Genomic DNA, 6,397 nt, shown 5'->3' on the forward strand with positions numbered 1-6,397 from the left:
TCCCGGGCCAGGAAAAAGGCGACGAGGGCCAGCACGGGGAGCAGCAGCAGGAGGAGCAGGGCTGCCCAGCCGAAGCGGAAGCGCCGCTCGATCCGGCCGCGCACGCCGGCAACCGCCGCGAGACGGGCGGCGTGCTGTGCCGGGGCGCCGGCGAGGCAGGCGGCCCGGGCTTCCTCGGTATCGACGAAGAAAACGTGCTCGCCGTTTTCGGCGCACCAGGAGAGACGAAGCCCGGCCGCATTGAAACCGGCGGCATCGATACTCAGTTCGGCGGCGGTCAGTTCGCGCCCGGCGTGGGAGAGGACGAGGCCGCCGTCGTTACTCCAGCGCGCCGTCGCCTCGCCGCCGGCGCCGGGCAGATCCGGTCCGAACAGGCGGCCGGCAAAGGTGCTCATCAGTCCTCACTGCCCAGAAGGCCGCCGAGCAATCCCGCACCGAGCAGCGAACCCTGCTCGGCCGAGCGCCCTCCGGCGGCCGGCGCCGAGAGGATGATGCGGTTGGCCAGCCGCGAGAGCGGCAGCGACTGCAGCCAGATCTTGCCGGGGCCGCGCAGGGTGGCGAAGAAGAGCCCCTCGCCGCCGAAGATCGCCGACTTGACCTTGCCGACATACTGGATGTCGAAATCGACCGTCGGCTGGAAGGCGACGATGCAGCCGGTGTCGACCCGCAGGGTTTCCCCCGGCGCCAGCACCCTCTCCATGAGGGTGCCGCCGGCATGTACGAAGGCCATGCCGTCGCCGTCGAGCTTCTGCATGATGAATCCCTCGCCGCCGAAGAGGCCGACGCCGAGTTTCTTCTGGAAGGCGATGCCGAGAGAAACCCCTTTGGCCGCACAGAGGAAGGCATCCTTCTGGCAGATGAGGGTGCCGCCGACCTCGTCCAGCTTCACCGGGATGATCTTGCCGGGGTAGGGCGAGGCGAAGGCGACGCGCCGCTTGCCCTTGCCTTCGTTGTGGAAGATGGTGGTGAAGAGCCCTTCGCCGGTAAGCAGGCGCTTGCCGGCGCCGAGGAGCTTGCCGAAGAAGCCCCCCTGCTGCGAGCCGTCGCCGAAGACGGTGTCCATCTGCACCCCGTCCTGCATGTACATCATCACGCCGGCTTCGCCGACGGCGGCCTCGCCCGGATCGAGCTCGATCTCGACGTACTGCATTTCGGACCCGAAAATCTCGTAATCAACGACATCCATGCCCATGGTGTTTCTCCTTGTCAAGAAAGTTTGCGACTGTTTATCGGGTTGCAGCAACGGGGCTGCAAACTGTCAAGTTGCGCTCGGGACGGGGATGGAATCTAGCAGAAACGGCCAGGAGGGTCAATGGCGGCGTGACCTGTGCGGAGCAGGCAGGGTCCGTGCCCGCTGCTCAACTCGAACGGCACCTCAAAAGGTGCCGCACGAGGGGGGTTAACTTGCGGGGCGGAGTCTGCTATGGTTACGTTTCTCTGGACCGTTCCCGTAAACGGCAATGATATATCCGAAGGAGAACAGCTGTGGTAAAAACAACTGCAGGAAAGGTATGCATCTCGCTCTGTCCGCCGGTCGATCTCGGCGGCGAAAGAGGGTGGGTCCCCTTCGACGCGCCGGCCCTGGTCGGCGAATCGCTGCGCTTCGTCTCCGGCGAGCCGGAGGGGAACCGCTTCCGCGTCCGCTATTACCGGGACGGCGAACAGCAGCTCAAGGCGCGCATCTGGTTTGGGCCCGAGACGGAAGGCCCGCCGGGGCATGCGCACGGCGGCTCGGTGGCCGCAGTTCTCGACGAGGTCCTCGGGCTCGCCGCCTGGGCCGCCGGCCATCCGATCGTGGTCGGCAATCTCAACGTCAGCTTTCGCAATCTGCTGCCGCTGCAGCAGGTGGTGACGGTGGAGAGCCGGGTCGTTTCCGCCGAGGGACGCAAGGTGAAGGTACATGGCCGCATCTGTCGCGGCGAGACGGTCTATGCCGAGGGCGATTGCCTCTGCATCACCATCCCGGGGCGGTGAGCTGCGGTGTCGCCGCGGTTCTCAGTATCACCCATGAATACAGGCAAGGCGGCCGTTTGGCCGCCTTTCGCATTCAGCCTTCCGGCTGCTCTTCCTCCGCGATTGGCGGCGGAGGGTCCGCAGGTAACGGCTCGGCGGGGATGCCGCCGTGTTCCGGGCAGTACTCGGTCGGCTCGGTTCCGGGGATAAAGAATTCCTCCCGGCTCTCCGGACATTCCGCCGTTGCCAGGTAGCCTGTCTGCGGGTCGAGGTTCGCGGCAATGACCGTGTCCGGTTGCGGGAAGTCGATCGCCGGTTCGGCCGCCAGGGCCGGCCGCATGAAGCGCTCCCAGATTGGGGCGGCGACTGCTCCGCCGGTAAAGCCTTTCCCCCCCCGTTTCGGCTTGTCATGTCCCACCCAGACGCCGGTGATCATCTGCGGGGTGTAGCCGATAAACCAGGCATCCCGATAATCGTCGGTGGTGCCGGTCTTGCCGGCCGAAGGCCGTTCCTGGGCAAACTTGTTCAGCGACCTGGCGGTACCATAGGTCATAACGTCCTGCAGCATCCGGGTAGTGACGAAGGCGGTGTCCGGAGATAAGACCGGGGTGACTGCCGGCGGATTTTCCGCCCAGCCGCTCCGGCTGCGATCGTAGACCCGGATGATGGTTCTCGATTCGGGGCGCAGGCCCCCGGTGGCCAGGGGGGCGTAGGCAAGGGTCAGGTCATGCAGAGTGACCTCTTCGGTGCCCAGGGCCAGGGAGAGGTCGTTGGGGGTCCGCAGGGAAAGCCCCAGCTTACGGGCGAAATCGACGAAGTTGGGGACCCCGATGGTATCGAGCAACTTGACCGTGACGACATTATTGGAGTGGGCCAAGGCCTCCCTGAGGGTCAGCGTCCCGAAAGACTCTCTCCCGTAGTTGCGGGGTGTCCAGCTCTGGCCGTTCCCCCGACTGTAGGCTGCGAGCGAATCGTCCCAGCGGCTGTTGGCGGGGATCCCCAGGTCCAGGGCCGCGGCATAGACCAACGGCTTGATGGCCGAGCCGGGCTGGCGCTGGGCAAAAAAGGCGCGGTTAAAGGTACTCTTCGAGAAGTCGACCCCCCCTGCGACCGCCAGAACATCTCCCGTATGCGGATCCAGGCACAGGAGTGCCCCCTGCAGCTCGGGGGAAATCCGCTGCACTCCCTCGCGCAGCGTCTTTTCCGCCAGCTTTTGCAGGTTTAGATCCATGGCCGCGGAGACATCCATCCCACCCTTTTCGATGACTTGCGGTCCGTACCATTCGATCAGCTTGCGGCGGATATGGGCCAGGTACTGCGGGGCCTGCCCCGACGGGACGGCCCTAACCGGCTGGGAGCGCAGCTGCTGTTCCTGCCGGCGGGTGATGATCTCGAGTTCCGCCATGCGGCCGAAGACCGTGTTTTTGCGCTGCTCGACGTCGGCCCGTTTGCCCAGCGGATTGTAGCGGCCCGGATTTTTCGGTACCCCGGCCAGCACGGCGCATTCGGCGTCGGTCAACTCCTCCGGGTCCTTGTCGAAATAGAGCCGGGCCGCCTGGGCGATCCCCCAGGCCCCGTTCCCGTAGTAGATCTCGTTGAAGTACATCTCCAGGATCTGCTGCTTGGTGTACTTCTTTTCATATTCCATCGCCAGGAGCCCCTCCCGCACCTTCCTGTCGATGGTCTTCTCCGCCGTGAGATGCTTGTTCTTGACCAACTGCTGGGTGATGGTCGAACCCCCTTCAGCCAGTTTCCCTTGGGAAACATCCTTCACCAGGGCTCGGGCGATCCCGCGGATATCGATCCCGCCGTGTTCATAAAAACGGGCGTCCTCGATGGCCAGCAGCGCATTCTGCAGGAAAACGGGGATCCGGTCGATGGAGACCCAGTACCGTCCCTCGGGGAGGATCCGCCCGGCGAAACGCCCCTGGCGGTCAAAGACCTTGATGGAGGTATAGCCGGAGGGCAGGGGCGGATAGGTGGCGAAAGGTTCTTCCGCCCGGGCCGATGGGACCAGGCTCAAAACCAGGAGAAACCCGAAGGTGACAAGAACTGCGATTCGTTGCAAAGGCAAAAGCAAGTGTAAAACCCAGGGAAAGTGTCGAGTATTGAATGGGAGCCAAGCATAGCGTTTTTGTCGGCAACTGCCAACAGGAAAAGCTCGGGGCGGCGCCGCCTATGGATCCACGGCGGTGGTCCGCCCGGTTCCGGTCCCCATCGCTTCGTAGATAACGTCGTGAATGCGTGGACGAATATTCAATTTCATAAGCTTGTTTTTGTCCGGCGAGGGGTAGAGTCGGTTCGAGAGAAAGATATAAACCAATCGATGTTCAGGATCGATCCACACGCAAGTCCCGGTAAAGCCGGTATGGCCGAAAGTTTCCGGCGAGGCCAGTTGGCAGGGATAACCTTTCTCTGATTCGGGGTCCCAGCAATCGAAACCCAAACCGCGACGGCTGTCCTCCGACTGGCGGGAGGAAAACTTTTTCACCGTTTCGGGCTTGATATATTGTCGGCCGTTATAGCTGCCGCCGTTCAGAAGCATCTGTGAAAGAATGGCCAGATCATAGGCGGTAGCGAACAGACCGGCATGGCCCGAGACGCCGCCCGCCATCGCCGCTCCCGGGTCCTGCACGAATCCTTTCAGCTGTTGCTTGCGGAAGTAGGTGTCGCCTTCGGTGGGGACGATCCGTTCTTCGGCAAAGCGGTCGAGCGGGCAGAATCCGATGGAGCAGGCGCCCAGCGGCTTGTAGAACTGTTCGTTGACGTACACATCCAGAGGCTTCCGCACGATGCGCTCCAGAATTTCCTTCAACATGAACATGCTGATATCGCTGTAGACGTACTTCCCCGGGGTTTTCAGCGGCGATTCCAGCATCCGCTTCCACATCACTTTCTTGTAGTAGTCTTTGGTCAGGAAAAAGCCCTCTGCCACCTTGACCGGATAGCGGGAAGAGGGCTTCGGGCTGTAATCGCCATCCTTGATCTTGAGGAAAAAGGGGATGAAGGGAATAAAGCCGGCCCGATGGGTCAGCAGGTCGCGCACCCTGATGGCCGCCTTGTCGGGATGCGAGTGTTTCAATTCGCCCAGGTATTTCCCCACCCTGGCATCCAGGTCCAGCTTCCCCTGGTCCACCAGGCGCATGGCAGCGAGCGTGGTGGCGAATATCTTGGTGACCGATGCCAGGTCGAAAATGTCCGAAGATTGCGTAGGGACTGCCCCGTCGTACGCATGATGCCCGTAGGCCCGGTCGAAGACAATTTTCCCGTCTTTGAGCACCGTCACCACGGCACCCGGCGTCGCCCCTTCACGGATGGCCTCTTCGACGATGGCATCGATTTTCTTCAATTTATCCGGGTCGATACCCAGGGTGCGCGGGTCGGCATAACCCAGATGGTACGCTTCGGCGCCGATGCGCTCCTGCTTCACCTGCTCCGGATAGGTGAACCCCGCCAGCAGCGAAACCAGAAGAATCCCTGCAATCAGGGAAAACAGCTTTCCAGTCATTCCAGGATGTTTCCTGTCGGTGGGAGGACTCTGCTCGAGCTTGATTCGACTTCCAGCTCGGAGCTCGCTGAGAAATGATCCAGGTCCAGCGGGCGGCGCAGCATCATGGAAAGCTTGAGAATCTTGACGTCCAGCTCCTGCTGTTTCTTTTTGCGCTCCGCGTCGTCGTCCAGCCTGTCGACCAACTGCCGGAGGCTGAGGATCTCCCGGCGCAACTCTACCTCCGGGGGGACGAAGCCGGCGTTCTTGAGGATCTTGTAGGCCATGCGCAACTCGGCCGGGACACCGGCGAGCTCATCCTCCAGCGCCAGCGGTTTCCCCCGGCCGGGCAGGTCGTCGAACTCCCCCCGCGCCATCGCTTCGCTGATCTTCCTCTCCGCGATCGTTGCCAGAATGTCCATCAGACGTGTTTTCCTTCGGCGTTACGTCCGCTCTGCTGAAATCCATCCTCCGCAAGCAGAAAGGGGGCGGACATATTTCCCAAAAGATAACTTGTCCCCGCTGCAAATATCAAGACCTGCGCCTGTTTTTCTTGTTGAGACACCCTTTACCCAGTGAGAAGGGCGGCCCGGGGCATCACCCTCCGCCCCGCATCTCTCTGACCCTCCCGGCGATGATCGTCGCCGCCCGATCGATCTCCTCGGGGGTGGTCAGCCGCCCCAGGCTGAAGCGGACGGCGCCGAATCCCTGGGCGCGGGGCATTCCCATCGCCTTGAGGACACCGGAGAGCTCCCCTGTCCCGTCATGGCAGGCCGAGCCGGTGGAGGCGGCGATCTCCGGGGTGCTCGCCAGCAACTCCGCTCCGGTCACGCCGGCGAAGCTGAGGTTCAGCGTGTTCGGGAGCCGCTCGGTCGGGTGGCCGTTGAGCAGCACGCCTCCGACTCGCTCCTCCAGCAGGGCGTGGAAACGGTCGCGAAGCGCCATGATCCGCGCACT

7 protein-coding genes are annotated in these 6,397 nt (G+C 62.9%); 1 reads left to right on the forward strand and 6 read right to left on the reverse strand.

Annotated elements, in window-relative coordinates; all coding sequences use genetic code 11:
- Together VD811_15815 and VD811_15820 are read right to left on the reverse strand one after the other, a co-directional pair.
- Positions 1-395 (reverse strand): hypothetical protein (locus VD811_15815; GenBank protein HXV22450.1); only part of this gene is annotated, 395 nt, incomplete at its 3' end.
- Positions 395-1,192 carry a TIGR00266 family protein gene (locus VD811_15820; protein HXV22451.1) on the reverse strand — a complete coding sequence of 266 codons (798 nt, stop codon included), beginning with the start codon at positions 1,190-1,192 and terminating at the stop codon, positions 395-397. The genes VD811_15815 and VD811_15820, both read right to left, overlap by 1 nt.
- 293 nt (positions 1,193-1,485) lie before the next feature.
- On the opposite strand from VD811_15820, the gene VD811_15825 reads away from it, so the two are divergent.
- Entirely contained in the window at positions 1,486-1,974 is a 489-nt protein-coding gene (locus VD811_15825) for a PaaI family thioesterase (GenBank protein ID HXV22452.1), read from the forward strand.
- A gap of 73 nt (positions 1,975-2,047) precedes the next feature.
- On the opposite strand, the gene VD811_15830 is transcribed toward VD811_15825, so the two are convergent.
- From VD811_15830 to VD811_15845, 4 genes are all read right to left on the reverse strand, one after another.
- Positions 2,048-4,021: a PBP1A family penicillin-binding protein gene (locus tag VD811_15830; protein ID HXV22453.1), complete on the reverse strand. Its 1,974-nt coding sequence runs from the start codon at positions 4,019-4,021 to the stop codon at positions 2,048-2,050.
- 108 nt (positions 4,022-4,129) lie between these two features.
- Positions 4,130-5,461 carry a serine hydrolase gene (locus VD811_15835; GenBank protein HXV22454.1) on the reverse strand — a complete coding sequence of 444 codons (1,332 nt, stop codon included), beginning with the start codon at positions 5,459-5,461 and terminating at the stop codon, positions 4,130-4,132.
- Positions 5,458-5,862: a DUF1992 domain-containing protein gene (locus tag VD811_15840; protein ID HXV22455.1), complete on the reverse strand. Its 405-nt coding sequence runs from the start codon at positions 5,860-5,862 to the stop codon at positions 5,458-5,460. Before VD811_15840 ends, VD811_15835 begins: the two co-directional genes overlap by 4 nt.
- Positions 5,863-6,037: 175 nt before the next feature.
- On the reverse strand, positions 6,038-6,397 hold a 360-nt coding region (locus VD811_15845), incomplete at its 5' end, for an aminotransferase class V-fold PLP-dependent enzyme (GenBank protein ID HXV22456.1).

The sequence above is a fragment of the Desulfuromonadales bacterium genome, assembly GCA_035620395.1.
Classification (GTDB): Bacteria; Desulfobacterota; Desulfuromonadia; order Desulfuromonadales; family DASPGW01; genus DASPGW01.

Bases quoted from the DNA above. Each gene is read 5' to 3' on its own strand.
- VD811_15835 (HXV22454.1), bottom strand. From the start codon at position 5,461: ATGACTGGAAAGCTGTTTTCCCTGATTGCAGGGATTCTTCTGGTTTCG.
- VD811_15840 (HXV22455.1), bottom strand. From the start codon at position 5,862: ATGGACATTCTGGCAACGATCGCGGAGAGGAAGATCAGCGAAGCGATG.
- VD811_15820 (HXV22451.1), bottom strand. From the start codon at position 1,192: ATGGGCATGGATGTCGTTGATTACGAGATTTTCGGGTCCGAAATGCAG.